16 protein-coding genes and 1 other RNA gene are annotated in these 22,096 nt (G+C 71.3%); 10 read left to right on the forward strand and 7 right to left on the reverse strand.

All coding sequences use genetic code 11. The features are described 5' to 3' along the window. Positions 1–74: 74 nt before the first annotated feature. The 5 genes from QF037_RS28340 to QF037_RS28360 all read right to left on the reverse strand — a co-directional run bounded on the left by QF037_RS28340 (position 75) and on the right by QF037_RS28360 (position 10,030). Positions 75–2,333, reverse strand: a complete 2,259-nt coding sequence (locus QF037_RS28340) for a bifunctional glycosyltransferase/CDP-glycerol:glycerophosphate glycerophosphotransferase (protein ID WP_307029937.1) — start codon at positions 2,331–2,333, stop codon at positions 75–77. Between the two features lie 164 nt (positions 2,334–2,497). Further along, complete coding sequence (locus tag QF037_RS28345; RefSeq protein WP_307029939.1) at positions 2,498–3,379, reverse strand: carbohydrate ABC transporter permease; 882 nt, start codon at positions 3,377–3,379, stop codon at positions 2,498–2,500. Further along, positions 3,376–4,728: a carbohydrate ABC transporter permease gene (locus QF037_RS28350; RefSeq protein ID WP_307029941.1), complete on the reverse strand. Its 1,353-nt coding sequence runs from the start codon at positions 4,726–4,728 to the stop codon at positions 3,376–3,378. The genes QF037_RS28345 and QF037_RS28350 overlap by 4 nt, the downstream gene beginning before the upstream one ends. 4 nt (positions 4,729–4,732) lie before the next feature. After that, positions 4,733–6,106, reverse strand: a complete 1,374-nt coding sequence (locus tag QF037_RS28355; protein ID WP_307029943.1) for an ABC transporter substrate-binding protein — start codon at positions 6,104–6,106, stop codon at positions 4,733–4,735. A gap of 195 nt (positions 6,107–6,301) precedes the next feature. After that, positions 6,302–10,030 (reverse strand): FHA domain-containing protein, encoded by a 3,729-nt coding sequence (locus QF037_RS28360; RefSeq protein ID WP_307037402.1) that lies wholly within the window; start codon positions 10,028–10,030, stop codon positions 6,302–6,304. A 329-nt stretch (positions 10,031–10,359) separates the two neighbouring features. Between QF037_RS28360 and QF037_RS28365 the strand changes: the two genes are divergently transcribed. The 4 genes from QF037_RS28365 (at position 10,360) to QF037_RS28380 (ending at position 15,495) form a co-directional block, all read left to right on the forward strand. Beyond that, a complete protein-coding gene (locus QF037_RS28365) occupies positions 10,360–12,027 on the forward strand; it encodes a serine/threonine-protein kinase (RefSeq protein WP_307037405.1) in 1,668 nt (555 codons plus the stop codon). A gap of 133 nt (positions 12,028–12,160) precedes the next feature. Next, positions 12,161–13,399: a serine/threonine-protein kinase gene (locus tag QF037_RS28370; RefSeq protein WP_307029945.1), complete on the forward strand. Its 1,239-nt coding sequence runs from the start codon at positions 12,161–12,163 to the stop codon at positions 13,397–13,399. A gap of 74 nt (positions 13,400–13,473) precedes the next feature. Then, on the forward strand, positions 13,474–14,577 hold the full coding sequence (gene prfB / locus QF037_RS28375) for a peptide chain release factor 2 (RefSeq protein ID WP_307029947.1): 1,104 nt from the start codon (positions 13,474–13,476) through the stop codon (positions 14,575–14,577). A 291-nt stretch (positions 14,578–14,868) separates the two neighbouring features. Beyond that, positions 14,869–15,495 carry a hypothetical protein gene (locus tag QF037_RS28380; RefSeq protein WP_307029949.1) on the forward strand — a complete coding sequence of 209 codons (627 nt, stop codon included), beginning with the start codon at positions 14,869–14,871 and terminating at the stop codon, positions 15,493–15,495. A gap of 96 nt (positions 15,496–15,591) precedes the next feature. Here the strand turns inward: QF037_RS28380 and QF037_RS28385 are convergent, their stop codons facing one another. Beyond that, the gene (locus QF037_RS28385; RefSeq protein ID WP_307029951.1) at positions 15,592–15,783 is read right to left on the reverse strand and encodes a hypothetical protein; all 192 of its coding nucleotides are present in this window, start codon (positions 15,781–15,783) and stop codon (positions 15,592–15,594) included. Between the two features lie 231 nt (positions 15,784–16,014). On the opposite strand from QF037_RS28385, the gene ftsE reads away from it, so the two are divergent. Continuing rightward, complete coding sequence (gene ftsE, locus QF037_RS28390; RefSeq protein ID WP_030780423.1) at positions 16,015–16,704, forward strand: cell division ATP-binding protein FtsE; 690 nt, start codon at positions 16,015–16,017, stop codon at positions 16,702–16,704. Between the two features lie 34 nt (positions 16,705–16,738). Then, the gene (gene ftsX, locus QF037_RS28395; RefSeq protein WP_307029954.1) at positions 16,739–17,656 is read left to right on the forward strand and encodes a permease-like cell division protein FtsX; all 918 of its coding nucleotides are present in this window, start codon (positions 16,739–16,741) and stop codon (positions 17,654–17,656) included. Between the two features lie 39 nt (positions 17,657–17,695). On the opposite strand, the gene QF037_RS28400 is transcribed toward ftsX, so the two are convergent. Beyond that, positions 17,696–18,880: an RNA-guided endonuclease InsQ/TnpB family protein gene (locus QF037_RS28400; protein ID WP_307037408.1), complete on the reverse strand. Its 1,185-nt coding sequence runs from the start codon at positions 18,878–18,880 to the stop codon at positions 17,696–17,698. Between the two features lie 237 nt (positions 18,881–19,117). On the opposite strand from QF037_RS28400, the gene QF037_RS28405 reads away from it, so the two are divergent. The 4 genes from QF037_RS28405 (at position 19,118) to QF037_RS28420 (ending at position 22,089) form a co-directional block, all read left to right on the forward strand. Continuing rightward, the gene (locus tag QF037_RS28405) at positions 19,118–20,287 is read left to right on the forward strand and encodes a S41 family peptidase (RefSeq protein ID WP_307029956.1); all 1,170 of its coding nucleotides are present in this window, start codon (positions 19,118–19,120) and stop codon (positions 20,285–20,287) included. Positions 20,288–20,345: 58 nt separating this feature from the next. Continuing rightward, on the forward strand, positions 20,346–20,888 hold the full coding sequence (gene smpB, locus QF037_RS28410; RefSeq protein ID WP_307037410.1) for an SsrA-binding protein SmpB: 543 nt from the start codon (positions 20,346–20,348) through the stop codon (positions 20,886–20,888). A gap of 98 nt (positions 20,889–20,986) precedes the next feature. After that, positions 20,987–21,374, forward strand: a transfer-messenger RNA (tmRNA) gene (gene ssrA, locus QF037_RS28415). 76 nt (positions 21,375–21,450) lie between these two features. Beyond that, positions 21,451–22,089 (forward strand): hypothetical protein, encoded by a 639-nt coding sequence (locus QF037_RS28420; protein ID WP_307029958.1) that lies wholly within the window; start codon positions 21,451–21,453, stop codon positions 22,087–22,089. Positions 22,090–22,096: the final 7 nt, after the last annotated feature.

The following is a 22,096-nucleotide window of genomic DNA, read 5'->3' on the forward strand; positions in this document are numbered from 1 at the left end:
CAGGTGTGGGGGCGGGTCGGGGTGGGCCGCGACGGGCTGGAGGGCATGGGAACTCCCCTGGATGAGGACGGCGTTCAGACGGTTTCGGCGACGAGTGACGGAGCCGCGGCCCGCTCCACGGTCGCCTGCGGCGGCAGTTCCGGCGCCGCCGCCGCGGACGGTACCGGGAAGCGCTCGGCGAGCGGCAGGAAGGGTGCCGGTTCGGTCTGGCCCAGCACCACATGGCGTACGACCCGCTCGGCGGCGCGTCCGTCGTCGTAGGGGCAGAAGCGCTCACGGAACGCCGAGCGCAGCTGCGTGGAGCGCGAGCCCCGCCAGTGGCCGGTGGAGAAGATGTCGGTCAGCTCGTCCTCGCTGCGCGCGACCGCGCCCGGCGGGAAGGCGCGCAGGTCGAAGTAGGTGCCGCGGGCCGCCTCGTACGCCTCCCGGTCGTCGGAGTGGATCACGATCGGGCGGTCCAGGTTGGCGTAGTCGAACATCAGGGACGAGTAGTCCGTCACCAGGGCGTCCGAGACCAGACACAGGGACTCGACGCTCGGGTGGTCGGTGACGTCGATGATCCTGCCGGTGCTCGTCGCGAGGGGGCCGCCGTGCCGGTGGTGGGCGCGGGCCAGGACGACGAAACGGGGGCCCAGGCGGCGCAGGACGCGGTCCAGGTCGAGGGCGGGGCGCTGGGTGCGGCGGTAGTCGCGGTGGGTGGGGGCGTACAGGATCGCGACCGTGCCCTCCGGGATGCCGAGCGACTCGCGCAGCCGGCGTACGTCCTGCGAAGTCGCCTGCTGGAAGACGTCGTTGCGGGGACAGCCGTACTCGAGCGTCGTGTACGTGCCCGGGTAGACGCGCTCCCAGGTCAGGGTGGTGTGGCGGTTGGCGGACAGCAGGTAGTCCCACTTGTCGACGTCGTCGAGGAGGGCCGTGAAGTCCATGCCGCAAGCGGCCGCCGGGCGTTCCTGGAGGTCCAGGCCCATGTGCTTGAGGGGCGTGCCGTGCTGGGTCTGGACGAGGACCTGGCCGGGTCGTTTGACCAGGCGGTGGTCGAAGTCGGTGTTGCTGACCAGGTACTTGGAGCGGGCGAGTGCCGTCCAGTACGCGGCCGAGCCGGGGCGCAGCCGGCGGGTGGCGGTGGGGATCGTGTGGTGGTGCTCGGCGCCGGCGATCCACGCCGTGCGGATGTGCGGCGCGTGGGTGCGGAACGCCTGCTCCAGGGCGCCCGGGTTGCAGCTGTGGCCGCGGTTGCCGTAGGCGGCGAAGACGGCGTGGCCCGCGCGCAGGGGGAGGCGGCGCTGGACGCGGTAGTGGAGGCGGAGGGCCGCGGTGCGCAGGGCTTTGGCGAGGCGGGTGCCACGGTGGGCGGTTCGGTGGCTGAGCCTCTTGGCCAACTCCAGTGCGCGGTAGGTGCGGTGCAGGCCCAGGCGGACCAGAGCGTGGCGCAGGCGGGCGCGCACCGGGACGGGGTGACCCGGGGTGCAGTAACGGCGGTAGTGGGCGCGGGCCTTGAGCAGGAACTCGGCCCGGACGCGGCGCGGCAGCCGGTGCCGCTCGGTGAAGAGCGCCGACAGGTGGTCGACCATGCGGCGGGACAACTCCGGGCGCCACCGGGCGAGTTCGGGGTGCTGGTCGACGTACGTGAAGACCCTGTCGTACTGGTCGAAGACTTCGAAGTGGCCACGGCTCGTGCCGGGGACGGTGACCTGGCGGCGTCGGCGGTGGTGGACGCACACCCGGTCCAGGGTCGCGAGGGTCTCCGCCGCCATCAGGGCCGGATACGTCCAGGCGATGTCCTGGTGCCGGCCCGGCGGGAAGGAGTAGCCCGCGCGCTCCACGAACTCCCGGCGGTACACCTTGTTCCAGGCCACCACCCGCAGGCGCAGCAGCCCCGGGCGGTCCTCCAGGCGGAAGGGCGCCTGGCCGTCCTCGGTGAGCTGCGTGGCGAAGCCGTCGCGGACCGCCGCGCCCGTCCAGTCGGTCAGCGCGTGATCGTGCACCAGGACGTCCGGGTCGCCCGTCTCCTCCAGCCGGTCGGCGATCGCCCGCAGCGCGTCCGGGGTGAGGGTGTCGCCGCCGTCCAGGAACACCAGGTAGTCACCGGTCGCCGCCGCCGCACCGGCGTTGCGCGCGCCGCCCGGTCCCCGGTTCCCGGCCAGGTGCACCGGCCGCACACGCGGGTCCCGGGCCGCGAACTCGTCGACGATCGCCCCACAGGCGTCCGGCGAGCGGTCGTCGACGGCGATCAGCTCCAGATCAGGACACGACTGGGAGAGCACCGAGTCCAGGCACTCGTGCAGATACGCCTGAACCTTGTATGCGGGGACGATGACACTGAACCTGGGCAAGGCACATCCAAGAGTCGGCGCGGACGGTGGGCCGTGTCGGCCTTGCCCGGGAACTGCCGGTGAGGTGACTTGGTTACGTGGTGTGCGGCATACGGGGGATTTCCGGGGAAAGCGAAGGGGCGGACCGGCTGCGGTCCGCCCCCCCAATTGGGCCGCCGTACGGGCTACTTGACCGCGCCCGCCATCACCCCGGTCACGAACTGCCGCTGGAACGCGAAGAACACGAGCAGCGGGATCACCATCGAGATGAACGCGCCGGTCGCCAGGATCTCGATGTTGCTGCCGAACTGCCGTACCTGCTGCTGCAGGGCGACCGTCAGCGGCTGCGAGTCGGAGTTGGTGAACACCAGCGCCACCAGCATGTCGTTCCACACCCACAGGAACTGGAAGATGCCCAGCGAGGCGAGCGCGGGTGCCGCCAGCGGCATGACCACCGTCGTGAACAGCCGGGCCTCGCCCGCCCCGTCCAGGCGCGCCGCCTCCAGGAGTTCCCGGGGGATCTCCGCGAAGAAGTTGCGCAGCAGGAAGATCGCGAACGGCAGTCCGAAGGCGACGTGGAAGAGGATGGCCGCGATGATGTCGCCGAAGATCCCGATGTCGCGGAAGAGGAACGTCAGCGGGATCAGCGCGATCTGCACCGGCACCACGAGCAGCCCCACCACGACCATGAACCACGTGTCACGGCCCTTGAAGTCCATCCACGCGAAGGCGTATCCCGCCATCGCCCCGATGATCACGACGAGCAGAGTCGAGGGGACGGTGATCCAGATGGTGTTGAACAGGGAGCTGGTGATCGTGTCGTTCTTCAGGATCGTCTCGTAGCTGTTCGCGGTCAGCTGGCCCGGCGCCGTGAACACCTTCCACCAGCCCGAGGTGGCGATGTCGGTCGGGTCGCGGAACGAGGAGACCAGCAGCCCGAAGGTCGGCACCAGCCACACCAGCGCGATGACGATCAGGAAGACCCGCATCACCCCGCCGGCCGCCCAGCTCGCCACCCGGGCGGCGAGCGAGCGCTTGGCGCGCACGGTCGTGTCGAGAACGGTCACCGCTCACGCTCCTTCCGCAGCCGTCGGAGGTTGACCCACATCACCGGCAGCACGAGCAGCAGCAGGATGACGCCGATCGCACTGCCGATGCCGTAACTGGCGCCGCCGCCGAACGACGACTGGAACAGTTGCAGCGCCAGCACGTTGGCGTCGTCCTGACTGGGCTGCGGGGCGATGATGTAGACCAGGTCGAAGATCTTCATCACGTTGATCATCAGCGTGACGAGGACGACGACCAGGACCGGCGCCAGCATGGGCACCGTGACCTTTCTGAACACCTGCCACTCGTTGGCGCCGTCGACCCGGGCCGCCTCCAGGAGGTTGCGGTCCACCCCCGCGAGCCCGGCCGCGATCAGGATCATCGCGAAGCCCGCCCACATCCACACGTACGCCCCGATGATCGCCGGGGTGATCAGTGCCGGGCCGAGCCAGTCGATGCCGTTGTAGGGCGCCGAGAAGTTCGAGCCGGGCAGCCGCAGTTGGGCCCCGTCGGCCTCGCCGGGCAGATTGAAGGTGCCGTCGGCGCCGCTCTTCGTCGAGGCGACCACCTTGCCGTCCTTCACCGCCTCGACCTTCACGCCCTTCAGCGCCTTCTCACCGGCGTCGATCTGCCCCTTCGTGCCGCCGCCGCCCAGTTTGAAGTCCAGCCAGACGGTGCCCGTGACACCGTCACCGGTGGCCGCCTTGGCGCCCTCGGGGCTGCCGGGGAGCTTGTTGGGCGCGATACCGACGAGCGGGAGCAGCACCGGCGTGCCCGCCCGCACCGTGCCGGTCGAGGTGAACGAGCCGCCGCCCGAGGCCTTCAGATCGCTCACCGCCGCGTTCGGCCGGGCCTTCGGATAGACCGAGGAGTCCACGAACGTGTCGTGCACGGTCGTCACCACCGCGTTGGCGACGCCCTGGTCCGGGTCCGCCGAGTACACCAGCCGGAAGATGATGCCCGCGGCCAGCATCGAGATCGCCATCGGCATGAAGACGATCAGCTTGAACGCCGTGCCCCAGCGCACCCGTTCGGTGAGCACCGCGAAGATCAGACCGAGCGCCGTGACCACGGCCGGGGCGACCGCGACCCAGATCGCGGTGTTCTTGACCGCGGTCAGCGTCGCGTCGTTGCTGAAGATGTCGCCGTAGTTGTCCAGGCCGACGAAGCCGGAGCCGTCGGCGTCGTAGAGACTGCGCCAGACCGACCACCCGATCGGGTAGACCACGAGCGCGCCGAGAAGGATCAGCGCGGGCAGCAGGAACAGCACCGCCACCCACAGCCGCGTCTTCGTCACGCTCTTGCGCGGAGACACGGAGGGCGTCGGCAGTGCGCCGGCGCCCTCCGTCGAGTTCGCCACGGAGGTCATGGCGTCAGCCGGCCCCGTACGCCTTGGCGGCGTCGGCCTCCAGCTTCCGCTGGGCGCCCGCGACATCGCTCGGGTTGTTGAGGAAGTCCTGCAGGTCCTTCCACTCGCCGGTGCCCTGGGTGCCGCCGAAGGCCGCCGGTGCCTGGTCGGACATGTCGAACCGGAAGTCGTCACCCGCGTCGATGAGCGCCTTGGCGATCTGCCGGGTCACGTCGTCCTTGTACGTGCTCTGGTCCATCTCCTTGTTCGGGGAGAGGACACCGCCCTGCGCCGCCCAGACCTCGGCCGCGTCCGTCGAGGCGAGGAAGGTCAGCAGCGCCTGGGCGCCCTTGCTGTCCTTCAGCGCCACGGCCACGTCGCCGCCGCTGACCACCGGGGAGTCGGAGCCCACCGCCGGGAACGGGAACACCTTGGCGTCCGTGCCCACCTTCGCCTTGGTGTCGGCGTTGATGTTCGCGGTGACGAAGTCGCCCTCGAAGACCATCGCGGCCGGGGTGTCACCGGTGAAGGCCTGGGTGACCGACTTCGGGAACTCCGTGTCCAGCGCGCCCTTGCGGCCGCCCGCGAGCAGCTCGTCCTTGCCCCACAGCTCGGCGAGCGTGGTGAGGGCGTCCTTGACGGAAGGGTCCGTCCACTTGATCTCGTGCTTGGCGAGCTGGTCGTACTTCTCCGGACCCGCCTGGGACAGATAGACGTTCTCGAACCAGTCGGTGAGCGTCCAGCCGTCCGCGCCGCCGACGGAGACGGCGGGTGAGCCGGCGTCGGACAGTGTCTGCGCGGTGGAGATGAACTCCTTCCACGTCTTGGGCGTCTCGCTGATCCCGGCCGCCTCGAAGGCCGCGGTGTTGTACCAGATCAGGGACTTGTTGGCGGCCTTGGCGTAGACGCCGTACTGCTGACCGTCGACGGCCCCGAGGTCACGCCATCCCTGGGAGAAGTTCTTGTCCAACTGCGCCTTGGCTTCCGCGCCGAGGGGCTTGAGCCACTTCTTCCCCGCGAACTGGTGCAACACGCCGACCTGCGGCAGGAACGCCACGTCCGGGGGCTGACCGCCCTCGATCTTGGCGGCGAGGAAGGTGGAGGTGTTGTTGCCGGTCGGTACGAACTTGACCTTGGCGCCGGTGCGTTTGGTGAACTCGTTCAGGACCTTGGTGAAGTTCTCCTGTTCGGCTCCGGTCCAGACGGCGGCGACCTCCAGCGTCTGGCCGTCGAGCTTGGGGAGCGTGACGGAGGTGCCGCCGGTCTCCGTGCCCTTGGTCGGGTTGTCGCTGCCGTTGTCGTCGTCGCCGCCGCAGGCGGTGAGCGTCAGGGCTCCCGCCAGGAGGGCGGCGGCTGTCGCGGTGACCCTTCGTGTCCGGTATGTGCTCGTGCTGCGCATCACTGCCCCGTTCTTCGTTCGTCGTCGAACGCCGAGCGCTGTCCCGTGGCTCTGGTCTACGCCGGGGGCCTGGGGTCGGCAAGACCGCGTGCGGTGTCAAGCGGGGGATCGTTGTCGCGTCGTAACGGGACACACGCGTTGGACAGCGCTCGTCGACCGGTTCCGGACCGGAACCGGACCGGAACCGGACCGGAACTAGAGAAGCGACGGGACCTCCGTGGCCGCCACCTCACGTGCCGCCCGCTCCAGCGCGCTCGCCAGCAGCGCCAGGTCTGTCGGCCCGTTGCCCAGTTCCCGTACCGGGCGGCGGGTCGGCGGGTCGCCCATGCGGTGCCAGTCCAGGGGGACCACGGTCGGGCGCAGCGTCGCCGTGCGGGGGATACGTCCGGTGACCCGCCCGCTCTGGAGGGGCGTGACCCTTCCGTCCGCGGAGGTCAGACGGCCGCGCCCGGGCGCGGGTTCGTCCGGGCCGGATGCCGGGGCGTCCAGGGTGACCCGCAGGGCCGCCCTCCTGGCCGCGTCCGACTCCGCCGTACGACCACCGGAGACCGCCGCGGCCACCAGGTGGACGCCGAGCCGCTCGCCCTCCCTCGCCACGGCCTCCAGCGCGCGCATCACCGAGCCCGCCGAGGGCCGGCCCGGCGAGCCGAGCGCGGGGGAGACCAGGGCGTCCAGATCGTCGACGACCACCACGAGGCGGGGCAACGGCGGTGCCGACTCGGTCTGTCGACGGGCCGCGGCGGGCCGCAGACGAATGGTCGAACTGGGCGGGGCGTCGAGGTCACCGGCTCCTCCGGCGGACCCGCGCTGGGCGACTATACGGCCCGTCAGTTCCCGTCCGGTGTGCCACTCGGCGAAGTCGGAGCGGCCCAGCAGCTCGGCCCGCCGCTTCAGCTCGGCGCTCAGGGACTGGGCGAACTCCCGCATCCGCACGGGGTCGTTGGCGGTGAGGTGAGTGGTGACATGCGGTACGTCCGTACAGACCCGCAGGCCCTCGCCGTGCCCGGCCCCCGCGCCCACGCTGTCCCGGCCGTCCATCAGGACGATGCTCAGCCGGTCCGGCCGCTCGGCGGCGGCCAGCGAGGCGACGACCGCCCGCAGCAGTTCCGTACGGCCGCTGCCCGGCGGGCCCTCGATCAGCAGATGCGGGCCGTCGGCCACGAGGTCCGCGCAGACCGGCCCGCGCGGCCCGGCGCCGAGTATGGCCAAGGCCCGTCCGCCGAGCGCCTCCGTGTCGTCCGCCGCGTCCGCCCAACGCGTCATCAGTGACGCCGGGGTGGCCCGCGCCAGCCCCAACTCGTCCAGCAGCCGCGCCATCTGCGGCAACGGCGCCGACACCCGCGGCTGCCGCTCACCGCCCGCGCCGTCCGTGCGCAACGGTGCCAGCGCCCGCGCGAACCGCTCCGCCCAGGCGGGGGAGACGGCGTCCACGGCGGCGACGGTGCCGTGGCCCACGGGACCGGTGGTGTGGGCCTGGGGGGCGGGATGACCGGCGGGGGCCTCGCCGACGGGACCGCGGTCCGCGGGGCCGGAAGGGCGGCCGGGGGCGCGCGGGTCGTCGGAGCTGAGGACGACGGTGCCGTCGGAGCCGAGAGCTCCGCCCCGCGCCACCCGCATCAGCCGCAACGCCGTCGCCACGTCCCCGCTGAGCAGCGCGACCGCGCCGCAATCCCGGAACGCCGGGGACGCCGCGCACGCCCTCTCGTACGTCTCCGTCACCGGCGACGCGGGCGAGGCCGGCGCCGTCTCGGCGAGACACACCACATGGATCCCGGCCCGCGGGCCCTCCAGCGCCAGCCGCGCCACGGCCTCGCGCACATCGGCGCCGCCGGGGTCGCTGTCCACGAGGAGGACGGTGTACGGCCCCTCGAAGCCGGGTGCCCTGTCGGCGCTGTCGTCGTCGCGCGCCCAGGAGGGCCGCCGGGTCGCGTCGCGCCCCCGGTCCTGCTCCGGGAGCCCCTTGCCGCCGGGCCCTTGAGCCGGAAGCCCCGGTCGGCCGGTCGCTCCCGCCGGCTGCGGTGTCTCGTCCAGGCGTCGCAGGAGCTCCTCAGTGCGGGCCGTCGCCTGTTCGCGGTCGTAGGCGAGGAGGAGGCGGCAGTCCTGGCCGTGGGCCGGGCGCAGATGCGGGAGCCAGCCCAGCCAGGACCACTCGGCGGTGCGCTCGGCCAGGGAGCGGGAGCGGTCGGCGCTGATCAGGACTATCTCGAGGGTGTCGGGGGAGTGCAGCGCGGCGAGCTGGGCCACCACCGCGCGGGCCAGCCCGGCCAGCCGTGCGCGCGGGCCTGCCAGCCCCAGCGCGCCCACCTCGCGCAGATCGGCGGTGACCGGCACCGCGGGCAGCAGCCCCGAACCGTCGGGCGCCGCCCGGTCCGCCGTGCCCAGCCGCACGGTGAGCGCCTCCGGGTGGTCCGGCCCGCGCTCCCAGAGGCGCGGTCCGGGGCCCAGCGCGGTCAGCAGCAGTGCCGCCGGGTCCGGCCAGGTCTCCGGCTGCTGCGGGGTGACGGCCGAGGGGACGGGCGGGGTGGCGGCCACTTCCTCGTCGTACGCCTCGCTCCCGACCGCGATGCTCTGCTCACCGCGTCCGCCGGTCAGCTTCCGTGCCCACGCGCCGAGGCCTCCGCGCTTGCGCACGCCCTGCGGTACGTCGGTGCCCCGCAGGGGGGTGCCCTTGCGGCGGCTGCCTGCCGGGGTGTCCATGGCGCGGATGTGCTCGTCGCCGGAGCCGGAGGCCGCGGAGGCGTGTGCGGAGTCGGTCGGCCCGCCGTGGCCCGGGGCGGACCCGGAGCCCGACGTCCCGCCGGGTGCGCGGGTGTCCCCGCCGCCGCGCGGCGTCGCACCGCGTGGCAGTCCGCCGGAGGCCGGAATGCCGTCCGGGCCGGGGTGGCCGTTCGCGGTTGCCCCGTCGTCGGAGGCCGGGCCGGACGGGGCAGGGCCGCCCGCGGTCACCGGACCGCCGAAACTTCCGTCGGAGGCGCGCGCGCCGAGCCGTCCGGCATGGGTCTCGCCACTGCCCCCGGCGCCCGCGCCCGGCGCCCCGGAGAGCCCCGCGACCCCGGACACCCGCCGACGGGACACGGGACCCTTCGCCTCGTACGCCCGCGCCCCTCTGCTCTCGATCCGTGGTGCCTGCCCCTGGCCCGGCACGACAGGCTGGTCCACGTCCTGCGGCACCGGTGCGGTGCTCAAGTCGGCGGTGCCGTACACAGACCGCGTCGGTCCGGAAGGCGCCCCCGAACCGGTGTCGGTCTCCGCCGGAGGCGCAACGCGCACGTGTCCCTCGCCGTCCGGCGCCGTGCGCAGCCGCGGGCCCGGGCCGCCGGGCGGAGCCAGCCGGAGGGCCGACTCGCCGACGCGCAGCAGCGCGCCCGGTGCGAAGCGGACCGGGCGGGTGCCCACGCGGACGCCGTCGAGGACCGTGCCGTTGGTGGAGTCGAGGTCGGCGACCGATACGCGGCCGTCGGCGGCGACCGTCACCGCGCAGTGCAGCCGGGAGACGTCCGGGTCGTCGAGCGGGACGTCGGCGTCGGCGGAGCGGCCGATCTCGATGCGGCCGCCGTGCAGGAGGTGGACCCCGCCCGCGTCCGGCCCGGCGACCACGTCGAGGCGGGTGGGTGCGTCGTCCACCTCGGGGTGCGGCTCGGGGTCGGTGGGGGCGCCGAGGGAGAGCACGGCGCCGTCGGTCAGCGGGGGCTCGCCGATGGTGCAGCGCTGGGCGTCCAGTCGCTCGGCACCGGCGTACAGCACGGGCTGTCCGGTGCCGGAGGTGAGCGGGCCGTCGCCGGAGACCGCCGAGGCCAGTGCGGACGATATCGCCGCGAGGGCCGTACCGGCGGGTGCTGTGACCAGCACGTCGCAGCTCGCGGCGCGGACGTGGGCCTCGGCAGGCGGGCCCAGCGGGTCTACGACGGTCAGCCGGATCTGCATCGCCGTCAGCGGTCCCTTCTGCCCGGGCGCGGACTGTCCCCCACCCCACACGAGCACATCGGCCAGTACTGGAGGCATCCTCGCACCTGCCACTGACAACGCGCCCCGTTCCCGAGAATAAGTGATCTTGATTGGTCAGCTCTGCCCCTAAAAGTGCCTGACCAGTGCATCGTCGACGATCACTTGAGATCGGTCACGTCAACCTTCGGCAACCAGGAGACCGAGTCGGGCGTCTTTCCTGCGAACAGGCTTCGCAACGCCTACGTAGTGCTCAGGGAGACGGCACTACAGTGGACCGGAACACAGGCAAGCAGCAGGGAGCGCATGACGTGCGGCCGGTAGGCAGCAAGTACTTCCTCGAGGAGCCGCTGGGGCGCGGTGCCACGGGGACCGTCTGGCGTGCTCGCCAGCGTGAGGCCGCGGGCGCCGAGGCCGCCGTGCAGGGGCAGGCCGGCGAGACGGTCGCGATCAAGGTCCTCAAGGAGGAGCTCGCGAGCGACCCGGACATCGTGATGCGGTTCCTGCGGGAGCGCTCCGTCCTGCTCCGGCTCACCCACCCGAACATCGTGCGGGTGCGCGACCTGGTCGTCGAGGGCGATCTGCTCGCCCTGGTCATGGACCTCGTCGAGGGCCCCGACCTGCACCGCTACCTCCGGGAGAACGGCCCCTTCAGCCCCGTCGGCGCCGCCCTGCTCACCGCGCAGATCGCCGACGCGCTCGCCGCCAGCCACGCCGACGGCGTCGTCCACCGGGACCTGAAGCCCGCCAACGTCCTGCTCAAGCAGCACGGCGGCCAGATGCACCCGCTGCTCACCGACTTCGGCATCGCGCGCCTCGCCGACTCCCCGGGCCTGACCCGCACCCACGAGTTCGTCGGCACGCCCGCGTACGTGGCCCCCGAGTCCGCCGAGGGTCGCCCGCAGACCTCCGCCGTCGACATCTACGGCGCCGGCATCCTGCTGTACGAGCTGGTCACCGGCCGCCCGCCGTTCTCCGGCGGCTCCGCCCTGGAAGTGCTCCACCAGCACCTGAGCTCCGAGCCCCGGCGCCCGTCGACGGTCCCCGACCCGCTCTGGACGATCATCGAGCGCTGTCTGCGCAAGAACCCCGACGACCGGCCCAGCGCCGAGAACCTCGCACGCGGTCTGCGGGTCGTCGCCGCGGGCGTGGGTGTGCACGCGAGCTCCGCGCAGATCGCCGCCGCCGAGAACGTCGGGGCCCTCCTCGCGCCCGACCCGGCCCCCGCGGCCGTACCGGGCTCCGCCGACCCCACCCAGGTGCTGCCGCACGGCGCGGGCGCGTACGACCCGAACGCCGCGACCAACGTCCTGCCGCACGTGGGCGCCGCCGACCCCACCGCCGTACTGCCGAACCGCGGCGCCGCCGACCCGACGGCCGTCCTGCCGCCGGTGCCGCCCGGGCAGCCGGGCCAGCAGGGTCAGCAGGGACAGGGCGGACCCGAGGACCCGCACCCCTGGCAGAACCAGCTGCGCGCGGCCCGCGACCGCAACGAGCAGACGCAGGTCCAGTACCTCGACCCGAACCAGGACCCGCTGCGCCGCCGCCCCCAGCGGCAGGTCGCCCGCCCGCAGCAGCCGCCGCAGCGCCAGCAGCGTCCACAGCCCCACCAGCCCCAGCAGGGCTACGGCGGTCATCCGCAGCAGCAACAGCAGCCCCAGCGGTACGCGCCGCCACCGCCCCAGCAGCCGCAGCCGCAGCGGTACGCACCGCCCCAGCAGCCGCAGCAGCCCCAGCGCGAGCCCCGGCAGCCGCGGCAGCGCAGCTCCAGCCCGATGAGGATCCCCGGTCTCGGCTGCCTCAAGGGCTGCCTGTTCACGATCGTCATCCTCTTCGTCGCGGGCTGGCTGATCTGGGAGCTGAGCCCGCTGCAGGACTGGATCGGCACGGGCAAGAGCTACTGGGACCAGATCGGCGACTGGATCGGCACGGTGTCCGGCTGGATCGGGGACCTGGGCGGCGGCTCGGGCGGCCAGTAGCCCCCGTAGGCCGCCGGATCGGTGACGACTCTGGAGATTTGTCGACATCTGGCGGGTGATTTCGGCCTCCACGGTGAAGGTGGGCTCGTCGGACGCGTAGTTTTATCGCCCACACGCGTCTGTAGGAGCAGCCTTGGCACGGAAGATCGGCAGCCGGTACACCGCCAACCAGATCCTGGGGCGGGGCAGTGCCGGCACGGTGTGGCTGGGTGAGGGGCCCGAGGGGCCCGTCGCCGTCAAGCTGCTGCGCGAGGACCTCGCGTCCGACCAGGAGCTCGTCGGGCGGTTCGTGCAGGAGCGCACCGCACTGCTCGGGCTCGAGCACCCCAACGTCGTCTCGGTCCGCGACCTCGTGGTGGACGGCAACGACCTCGCACTCGTCATGGACCTCGTCCGCGGCACCGACCTGCGCACCCGGCTGGACCGGGAAAAGCGGCTGGCGCCCGAGGCGGCGGTGGCGATCGTCGCGGACATCGCGGACGGGCTGGCGGCGGCCCACGCGGCGGGCGTCGTGCACCGGGACGTCAAGCCGGAGAACGTACTCCTCGACATGCAGGGCCCTCTGGGACCCGGCGGCTCGCACCGCGCCCTGCTGACGGACTTCGGGGTCGCCAAGCTCATCGACACCCCGCGCCGCACCCGCGCCACGAAGATCATCGGCACCCCGGACTATCTGGCGCCGGAGATCGTGGAGGGACTGCCGCCCCGCGCGGCCGTGGACATCTACGCGCTGGCGACCGTGCTCTACGAGCTGCTCGCGGGCTTCACGCCCTTCGGCGGCGGACACCCGGGCGCGGTGCTGCGCCGCCATGTGACCGAGACCGTGGCACCGCTCCCCGGCATCCCCGACGAGCTGTGGCAGCTGCTCGTGCAGTGCCTCGCCAAGGCGCCCGCCTCCCGGTTGCGCGCCTCCGAACTGGGGGCGCGGCTGCGGGAGCTGCTGCCGTTGCTGGTCGGGATGCCGCCGCTGGACGTGGACGAGCCGGACGCGGAGGACGACGAGGAGGAGCCCTTCGAGGCGCCGTCGGAGCAGCCCGCGTCCTCGGCGCCGGTACGGCGCGGTGCGGTGCCGTTGGTGCCGGGGGCGAAGCCGGCCGACTCCAACCGGGACACGCATACGTCGATGCGGGTGCCGGCGCCGGACGAACTGGCGGGAGGCGCGCGGGGGACGGCACGGGTGCCGCGGGCGGCCGGGGCGCCGCGTCCTGGCTCCGCGCGGAACCGGGCGGCGACCCGTCGGCGCCGGGTCGTGGTGAGCATCGCCGCGGTGGTGCTCGTGGCGGCGGCCGGGGTGGGCACATGGGTGGCCACCTCGGGGGACGACGCGGGAACTCCCCAGGACACGAAGAACTCGGCACCGGCGTCTCCGTGACGGGGGGCGCGCCGGATTTCCCGCCTCGATACCGCCCGGCGCTGGTCGGTTGCCACAGCCGTTAGGCTGGAGGCGTGGCAGTCGTCGATGTATCCGAAGAGCTCAAGTCCCTCTCCTCGACCATGGAGTCGATCGAGGCCGTTCTGGACCTCGACAAGCTGAGGGCAGACATCGCCGTGCTCGAGGAGCAGGCGGCCGCGCCGTCCCTGTGGGACAACCCGGACGAGGCGCAGAAGATCACCAGCAAGCTGAGCCACCTGCAGGCCGAGGTCAGGAAGGCCGAGGCGCTGCGCGGGCGGATCGACGATCTCTCCGTGCTCTTCGAGATGGCCGAGGAGGAGGACGACCCGGACACGCTCGCGGAGGCCGAGGCCGAGCTCATCTCCGTCAAGAAGGCGCTGGACGAGATGGAGGTCCGGACGCTGCTGAGCGGTGAGTACGACGCCCGCGAGGCGCTCGTCAACATCCGCGCCGAGGCCGGTGGCGTCGACGCCGCCGACTTCGCCGAGCAGCTCCAGCGCATGTATCTGCGCTGGGCCGAGCGCCACGGCTACAAGACCGAGGTCTACGAGACGTCGTACGCCGAAGAGGCCGGCATCAAGTCGACCACCTTCGCCGTACAGGTGCCGTACGCCTACGGCACGCTCTCCGTCGAGCAGGGCACCCACCGGCTCGTCCGGATCTCGCCCTTCGACAACCAGGGGCGCCGCCAGACCTCCTTCGCGGGCGTGGAGATCCTGCCCGTCGTGGAGCAGACCGACCACGTCGAGATCGACGAGTCGGAGTTGCGCGTCGACGTCTACCGTTCCTCGGGCCCCGGCGGCCAGGGCGTGAACACGACGGACTCCGCGGTCCGGCTCACCCACCTCCCCACCGGCATCGTGGTCTCCTGCCAGAACGAGCGCTCGCAGATCCAGAACAAGGCCACCGCCATGAACGTCCTCCAGGCCAAGCTCCTCGAGCGGCAGCGCCAGGAGGAGCGGGCGAAGATGGACGCCCTCAAGGACGGCGGCAGCTCCTGGGGCAACCAGATGCGTTCGTACGTCCTGCACCCGTACCAGATGGTCAAGGACCTGCGCACCGATTTCGAGGTCGGAAACCCGCAGGCCGTGCTCGACGGCGAGATCGACGGATTCCTCGAAGCGGGAATTCGCTGGCGCAAGCAGCAGGAGAAGTAAGTTTGTCGACAAGGCAACTACTGCCCCCGCGGCGGTAGTTGCCTTTTCTGTGCCCGGATGTCTGGGTTTTACATCACACTCACAGGCTCCGTCTCCCCGCAAAGAACCCTTACCCGGACATCGCGTACGCAACGGCCTTGACGTTGCTTTGAAAAATGGGAAGGGTGAAGCGCGGCATGCGTATCTCTGGGGCGCATGTGAACCGGGGGACTCGCGCACGCCGCCGCCCCCGTCGATCACGGCCCCCGAGCGCCGCCTCACTGACGATGAGCTACTGGGGGTAGCAACCTTATGACCAAGAAGACGCGCATCCGGATCGCGCGCATAGCCGCCGGCGCCGTGATCGCGGCCGGCGCCTCCCTGACCGCCGCGGGTGCCGCCTCCGCGGCCGAGACGGACGACTGCCTGCTCGGCATCCTGTGCGGCGAGGAATCGCCGGTCCCGGACCCGACGCCGACGGACCCGGTCCCCACCGACCTCCCGACGGACCTCCCGACGGACCTTCCGACGGACGAGCCGCCGATCACCGAGGAGCCGCCCACCGACGAGCCCACCGAGCCCACGGAGGAGCCCACCGAGGACCCGACGGACGAGCCCACCGCGGACCCGACCGACGACGGCAACAACGGCGGCGGCAACGGCGACGGCGGCAACGACAACGGGGGCGGCAACAACGCCGACCCCGACGGCGGCTCCGACACCTCCGCCCAGCAGCAGGGCTCCTCGAACCTGACCGACACCGGCTCGGACACCTCCACCGACACCTCGGCCCAGGGCGGCGGCGCCGAGCTCGCCGAGACCGGCGCGGGCGACAAGACCACGTTCCTGGTCATCGGTGCCGCGACGATGATCGCCGGCGGTATCGGCTTCCGTATCCTGCCGCGTCTCGCAGGCGGCCGCGGCGGTGCCGCAGCCTGACGGTGACCCCGCGCACACGACAGGTGTGCAAGGCGTACGACGAGGGGCCCGGAGCGAGTGATCGCTCCGGGCCCCTCCGGCGTTCCCTACGGGCGCCTACGCGGTCTGGTGGGCCAGCAGGGCCAAGGCCGCGATCAGCACCGCGAGCAGAGCGATCAGCGTCATGGGGTTGAGCTGGCCGAACAGATTGTCCTGGGTGAGCCGCTCACGGTTCGCGCGGCAGACGGGGCAGCGGCCCTCATTCACGGGCGCGGCGCAGTTCGCGCACACCAGCCGGTCGTACGTCATGCGCTCGCCCTCCTAGTGCCGGTTCCTACTACAGAACGGTCTCCGGGTCCGGAACGTTCCCCCTCCACTGTGCCAGGTTCCTCCGGAAACGGCTCGAGCGCTCTCGGAGTGACCCCCTGAGCAGGTACACAAAAGGCACATCCGGCACGCAACCGCAACCGGTGCCTGCGCCCGCACACCCCGGTCGCGTAAGGTCACGCTCATCTACCCCCGGCTAACCGTGGTGCATCCGTGATCCGATTCGACAACGTCTCCAAGGTCTACCCCAAGCAGACCCGCCCCGCACTCAGGGATGTGTCCCTGGAAGTGGAGAAGGGCGAGTTCGTCTTCCTCGTGGGGTCCTCCGGCTCCGGAAAGTCCACCTTCCTGCGGTTGGTGCTCCGCGAGGAGCGGACCAGCCACGGCCAGGTGCACGTCCTGGGCAAGGATCTCGCACGCCTCTCCAACTGGAAGGTGCCGCAGATGCGCCGCCAGCTGGGGACGGTGTTCCAGGACTTCCGGCTCCTGCCGAACAAGACGGTCGCGGAGAACGTGGCCTTCGCGCAGGAGGTCATCGGCAAGTCGCGCGGCGAGATCCGCAAGTCCGTGCCGCAGGTGCTCGACCTCGTCGGGCTCGGCGGCAAGGAGGACCGGATGCCGGGCGAGCTGTCCGGTGGTGAGCAGCAGCGCGTGGCCATCGCGCGGGCCTTCGTCAACCGGCCCAAGCTGCTGATCGCCGACGAGCCCACCGGCAACCTCGACCCGCAGACGTCCGTCGGCATCATGAAGCTCCTCGACCGGATCAACCGGACGGGTACCACCGTGCTGATGGCGACGCACGACCAGAACATCGTGGACCAGATGCGCAAGCGCGTCATCGAGCTGGAGCAGGGCCGCCTCGTCCGCGACCAGGCGCGCGGCGTCTACGGCTACCAGCACTGACCGCACAGTCCACGGAAAGGCCCAACCAGACGCCATGCGCGCCCAGTTCGTACTGTCCGAGATCGGTGTCGGTCTCCGTCGCAATCTGACGATGACCTTCGCCGTCGTCGTCTCCGTCGCCCTGTCCCTCGCCCTGTTCGGCGGGTCGCTCCTCATGAGCGACCAGGTCAGCACCATGAAGGGCTACTGGTACGACAAGGTCAACGTCTCGGTCTTCCTCTGCAACAAGAGCGACGCCGAGTCCGACCCCAACTGCGCCAAGGGTGCGGTGACCGAGGACCAGAAGAAGGAGATCCTCGCCGACCTCGGCAAGATGTCGGTCGTCGAGAAGGTCACCTACGAGACCCAGGACCAGGCGTACAAGCACTACAAGGAGCAGTTCGGCGATTCCCCGCTGGCGGCCTCCCTCACGCCGGACCAGATGCAGGAGTCGTACCGCATCAAGCTGAAGGACCCGGAGAAGTACCAGGTCGTCGCGACCGCCTTCGACGGCCGCGACGGCGTGCAGTCCGTGCAGGACCAGAAGGGCATCCTGGACAACCTCTTCGGCCTTCTCAACGGCATGAACTGGGCCGCGCGAGCGGTGATGGCGCTCATGCTGGTCGTCGCCCTGATGCTGATCGTCAACACGGTGCGCGTCTCCGCGTTCAGCCGACGGCGCGAGACCGGCATCATGCGCCTGGTCGGCGCCTCGGGCTTCTACATCCAGGCCCCCTTCATCATGGAGGCCGCGGTCGCCGGACTCATCGGAGGCACGGTCGCCTGCGGATTCCTGGTGGTCGCCCGCTACTTCATCATCGACCACGGCCTGGCCCTGTCCGAGAAGCTCAACCTGATCAACTTCATCGGCTGGGACGCCGTACTGACGAAGCTCCCGCTCATCCTGGCGACAAGCCTGCTGATGCCGGCCCTGGCGGCGTTCTTCGCGCTGCGCAAGTACCTGAAGGTTTGACCGCTCCCCTCCGCGCCAGGCGGGGAGGGGATTCCTGGCTCAGGCGGCCTCCTGGAGCGGCGCTCCAGGAGGTCTTACGCCCTCGTCACCAGCCGGGGCCAGACCAGCCCGGACGAGCATCACGCGCGCGGAGTTCTTGTCCCTGGGGGACACGAGCCCGCATGCGGTGCAGGTGTAGGTGCGTTGCGACAGCGGCAGTGCGTGCTTGGTTCTCGCTCCGCACCTGCCGCAGTCCATGGTGGTGTGCGCGGGGTGGACCAGGCGGACGTCCCGCCCGTGTTTGCGGCCCATTTCCAGCAGGGCCTTCTTGGTGGTGCCGATGGCGGCGTCGGCCGCCTTGCGTGCCAGGGACGACCGCGCGAGGAACTTCGGCTTGAAGTCCTCCACCGCGATCACGTCATGGTCGCGCACGACCTTCTTGGCCCACTTGCGCGCCGTGTCCTGCCGTTGCCGGGCGATCTTCCGGTGCGTCTTCGCCCGCCATCGCTTCGCCGTCCGATAGCCCTTCGAGGCGGCCTGGCCCTTCTTCGGCTTACGGCGGGCCATCATCCGGTCGTACCGGGAGAGCTTCTGCCGGGCCTTCCCGCCGTGGTCGGGGTGCGGGAGGTCGTGGGCGTCGCTCGTGGTGGTCGCGATCTCTGTCACACCCCAGTCGACGCCGAGCACCCGGTCGGTGACAGGCAGCGGCTGGACTTCGGCCGGGACGAGGAAGGAGGCGTACCAGTCGCCGACGCCGTCCTGGTACACCCGCACACTCGACGGTTCTGCGGGCAGTTCCCGCGACCACACCACCGGTACGACGACCCCGCCCGCCAAATGAAGGCGCCCGGCCTTGAGACGGAACCCTCGCCGCGTGTAGTTCAGCGTGGGGGCGGCCTCGCGTTTCTTCTTGTACCCCGGCATCCCCACCCGCTGCCTGACGGGCAGTCTCTCCTTGACGTCCTTCAGAGCCTTGGCACGGGACTTGCCGAAGTCACGGATGAGCTGCTGCTGCGGAACCGAGGACCCCTCGGCCAGCCACGGTGTCACGGCGCGGGCCCGAGTCAGCATCCGGTCCAGCCGCGCCGGACCGCACTTCTCCCCGTCGCGGTGGGCCTTCTTCGAGCGGGCCACGCACTCGTTCCACAGCCACCGGCAGCGGTCCCACTCGGCCAGCAGGGCCTCGCGCGCGACCGCGGAGACGCGCAACCGGTAGGTGTACCGGACGTGCCCGGCTTCCTCCATGGCGACCACGTCGACTCTCTCCCCACCTTCGCCATCGGCCGCTCAGAGCGTATGCACGACGCTCGAACATCTGGGTCCTGCGGCGTCACTGTCACGCCACGGGGTGACCATTGGTGCGTTTGTTCGCTCCTTGCTGATTCCGGTGTGCCGTGCATCAGGCGCCTCGGTGACGCATGCCACGAGGGGCGTGCGGCCAACGGCTCATGCGCTCCTCCTCGTTGTCCTAGACTCACCCGCATGTCAGGCCGAGACCTGTTCTGTCAGCCCCGTCGCATCGGCCGCGGGGCGGCTCTGACGTTGGTGTTCGCGAGTGTGCTGGTGGCGGGGGCCGCGACCGGGTCGTTGCCCGAGGCCGACCGGAAAGGCACGCAGGACAGGGCGGGTTCGGCCGTGCCGGCCGGGCGGCAGGAGAATGTCGCCGACGCCGCCGCCGAGGCCATGGCCGCCGGGAAGTCGCCCGTGGAGGCGGCTGAGCGGGCCGTCAGCCGTAGTGGGGACCGGTGGGGAGCCGTCTACTCGCCGGGGGAGTACGAGGAGTTCGAAGAGGCCCTCGACGGGCGGTACACCGGCGTCGGGCTGTGGGCACGGCGGGAGCGGGGTGGGCGGATCGAGGTGACCAAGGTGCGGACCGGGTCGCCCGCGGCGGTCGCCGGAATCCGGGCCGGGGACCGGCTGCGCAGTGTCGACGGACGGAAGGTCGACGGGCGGCCCGTCACCGAGGTGGTCTCCTTACTGCGCGGTGACGCCACCGACGCGGCGGCCGGTACGGCGGTCACGCTCGGGCTGGAGCGGGGCACGCGCGCGTGGGACGAGACGGTGCGGCGGGCCCGGCTGTCCACGGACTCGGTCACCGTTCGACAGCTCGCAGGCGGGATCACCGTCATCAAGATCGACTCGTTCACCAAGGGCTCGGGCGACGCCGTCCGCACCGCCGTACGGCAGGCCCCCGCCGCCTCCGGCGTCATCCTCGACCTGCGCGGCAACTCCGGCGGCCTGGTCACCGAGGCCGTCACCGCCGCCTCCGCCTTCCTCGACGGCGGCCTCGTCGCCACCTACGACGTCGACGGCGCCCAGCAGGCCCTGCACGCCGACCTCGGCGGCGACACCACCAGACCCCTGGTCGCGCTCGTCGACGGCGGCACGATGAGCGCGGCCGAGCTGCTCACGGGTGCGTTGCAGGACCGGGGGCGCGCGGTGGTCGTGGGGTCCCGCACCTTCGGGAAGGGCTCGGTGCAGATGCCCAGCCGGCTCCCCGACGGGTCGGTGGCCGAGCTGACCGTGGGGCACTACCGGACGCCGTCCGGACGCGGTGTCGACGGCACGGGCATCACCCCCGACCTGGACGCCGACCAGCAGATGATCGAGCGCGCGGAGACGGTCCTGAGCGGACTGGGCCCCCCGTCGTAAACGACTTCCCGTACACCCCCTCCGTAGTGCGAAAATGGTCGGCACTATGAGCAAGGGAATGTACGTACCGAAGGAGTCCCAGCCCAAGCAGGGCGGGACGGCCGCCAAGGGCCGGGACGGCGAGAAGGGCGGCAAGCGCAAGATCGTCGCCCAGAACAAGAAGGCCCGCCACGACTACGCGATCATCGACACCTACGAGGCCGGCATCGTGCTGACCGGCACCGAGGTCAAGTCGCTGCGCGAAGGACGGACCTCGCTGACCGACGGCTTCGTCCAGATCGACCAGGGGGAGGCGTGGCTGCACAACGCCCACATCCCCGAGTATCACCAGGGCACCTGGACCAACCACTCCGTGCGCCGCAAGCGCAAGTTGCTCCTGCACCGCGAGGAGATCGACAAGCTGGAGTCGAAGGCCCAGGAGACGGGTCACACGATCGTGCCCCTCGCCCTGTACTTCAAGGACGGCCGGGCCAAGGCCGAGATCGCCCTCGCGCGCGGAAAGAAGGAGTACGACAAGCGGCAGACCCTGCGCGAGCAGCAGGACCGGCGGGAGTCGGACCGGGCGATCGCGGCGGCGAAGCGGAGGCAGCGGGGCCAGTAGGAATAGGCTGGCACCCCGGTGCGTTGGTCACGTACGATGGGTACAGCACCTCAGCGAAGGTGCGCACCCCTCTCCGGAGGGGATTGAAAAAACAACATGGGGATGATCGGTTTCGACAGCGGATGTCGAAGCAGGGGAAGCGTGTCGAGGAAGCGGCAATGATCTCGTAAACCATATGTCGCAACCAATAATCGCCACTAACAAGAGCGATTCCCGCGCCTTCGCCCTCGCTGCCTAATAAGCAGTGAGCGGAGGCCCATAACGGGTGTCAGCCCGGGAGTGTTCCCGACCCGGATCCTGGCATAATCTAGGGAACTAAACCATCGAGCCCGGTCACGGGGTTCGATGGGAAATCAAACAGTGACTGGGCCCGTCGGCGACTTGTTCGCGTGATCGCCGGGGCCGAGAAAATCACAGCGAACTGCACACGGAGAAGCCCTGATTCTGCACCGTTGGACGCGGGTTCGATTCCCGCCATCTCCACCATTTCCCATGTGGGCGAGGCCCCGTAGCTTTCGAGCGGCGGGGCCTTTGCCATGCCGTCATGACCCATGGACGTGCCTTGACCGACGAAACCGAACCCCGGCAGCTACTGCTGCGCGCCGACGCGGATCTGCCGTGGGACGACCTGCCCACCGGCCTCGCCACCGAGCTGCCCGCCGACCTCACCGACCGGCTGCGCGCGTGGATCCTGGCCCGTCCTCCCGGCGGCTTCACCGACCGGCCGGCTCTGCGCAGGCACGTCAAGCAGGGGTTGGAGGTGGCCCGGGCGCTGGCGAAGCAGCTCGGTCCCGCATGGGTGGTGCGGTACCGGGACGAGCGGCACCGCGCCGACAAGACCGTGTGCTGGGGGTGCGGGCAGCTGTACTGGTCCCTCGACGCGCACGGTACGCCTCCGCACCCGCTGCACCTTGTCGTCGAGTGCGAGTACAAGTGGCACCCGCTGCGCGGCGAGGGCTTCGGCGACTTCGCCCCCGACGACCCCGCCGCCGCCCTCGATCTCTCCGACGGTCTGGTGGACGACCTGAACCGGTGGGCGCGGGACATCACCGCCGCCATGGACACCTGGCTGACGGACCGGGACGACGCCGCGCTCACCGCGGCCCACGACCGACTGCGGGACGTGGGCCGGGAGTTGACCGAGCGGGTCGCCCGTGAGGTGGGTCCGGGGCGGACGGTGACCTACGGAGGGGTCTGGTAGCCCCACG

Source organism: Streptomyces canus (assembly GCF_030815415.1).
Taxonomy (GTDB): Bacteria; Actinomycetota; Actinomycetes; order Streptomycetales; family Streptomycetaceae; genus Streptomyces; species Streptomyces canus_F.

Bases quoted from the DNA above. Each gene is read 5' to 3' on its own strand.
- QF037_RS28400 (WP_307037408.1), bottom strand. From the start codon at position 18,880: ATGGAGGAAGCCGGGCACGTCCGGTACACCTACCGGTTGCGCGTCTCC.
- QF037_RS28385 (WP_307029951.1), bottom strand. From the start codon at position 15,783: ATGACGTACGACCGGCTGGTGTGCGCGAACTGCGCCGCGCCCGTGAAT.
- QF037_RS28405 (WP_307029956.1), top strand. From the start codon at position 19,118: ATGTCAGGCCGAGACCTGTTCTGTCAGCCCCGTCGCATCGGCCGCGGG.
- QF037_RS28360 (WP_307037402.1), bottom strand. From the start codon at position 10,030: ATGCAGATCCGGCTGACCGTCGTAGACCCGCTGGGCCCGCCTGCCGAG.
- QF037_RS28350 (WP_307029941.1), bottom strand. From the start codon at position 4,728: ATGACCTCCGTGGCGAACTCGACGGAGGGCGCCGGCGCACTGCCGACG.
- ftsX (WP_307029954.1), top strand. From the start codon at position 16,739: ATGCGCGCCCAGTTCGTACTGTCCGAGATCGGTGTCGGTCTCCGTCGC.
- QF037_RS28355 (WP_307029943.1), bottom strand. From the start codon at position 6,106: ATGCGCAGCACGAGCACATACCGGACACGAAGGGTCACCGCGACAGCC.
- QF037_RS28380 (WP_307029949.1), top strand. From the start codon at position 14,869: ATGACCAAGAAGACGCGCATCCGGATCGCGCGCATAGCCGCCGGCGCC.
- smpB (WP_307037410.1), top strand. From the start codon at position 20,346: ATGTACGTACCGAAGGAGTCCCAGCCCAAGCAGGGCGGGACGGCCGCC.